Source organism: Streptomyces sp. SID14478, assembly GCF_010548525.1.
Classification (GTDB): domain Bacteria; phylum Actinomycetota; class Actinomycetes; order Streptomycetales; family Streptomycetaceae; genus Streptomyces.
Genome location: NZ_JAAGMG010000329.1, coordinates 1 through 547 on the forward strand (window position 1 = coordinate 1; position 547 = coordinate 547).

Consider the following 547-nt stretch of genomic DNA (forward strand, 5'->3'; position numbering starts at 1 on the left):
CGGGCGGCGCCCGCGCGGGACCGTGCTCGTCACCGGCGCGGACAGCCCCATCGGGCAGCGGCTCGCCCGATGGGCGGCCGACAGCGGCGCCGCGCACCTCGTCCTGGTGGGCGGGGCGGACGAGGACCTGCTCGGTGAACTGCGCGGCACCGCAACGACGTTCACCTGCTGCGCGGCCGACGAGGACGCGATCAGGGCCGCCGTCGAGGCCGCCCCGCACGCCGTCGGCACCGTCCTGCACGCCGCGACCCGCGTGGAGTTCGGGCCGGTCCTGGAGACCGGCCCGGAGGACTTCGCCGCCACCGTGCACGCCAAGACCGGCCCGGCCCTGACCCTGGCGCGCGTCCTCGAAGCACAACCGGTCGACCAGGAGATCCACTGCTCCTCCGTGGCCGGTGTCTGGGGCGGTGCGGGCATGGCCGGATACGCGGCGGGCAGCGCCTGCCTCGACGCGTTCGCCGCGCACCGTCGACAACTGGGCCACCCGAGCACCGCCGTGGCCTGGAGCCCCTGGGACCTGCCCGCCCCGGGCGGCCCGGCACGTCCG

The 547-nt window shown here is 77.3% G+C and carries 1 protein-coding gene; it reads left to right on the plus strand.

Annotated elements, in window-relative coordinates; genetic code table 11:
• The coding region (locus G3I40_RS10900) for an SDR family NAD(P)-dependent oxidoreductase (protein ID WP_164301960.1) at positions 1–547 on the plus strand (547 nt) is incomplete at both ends.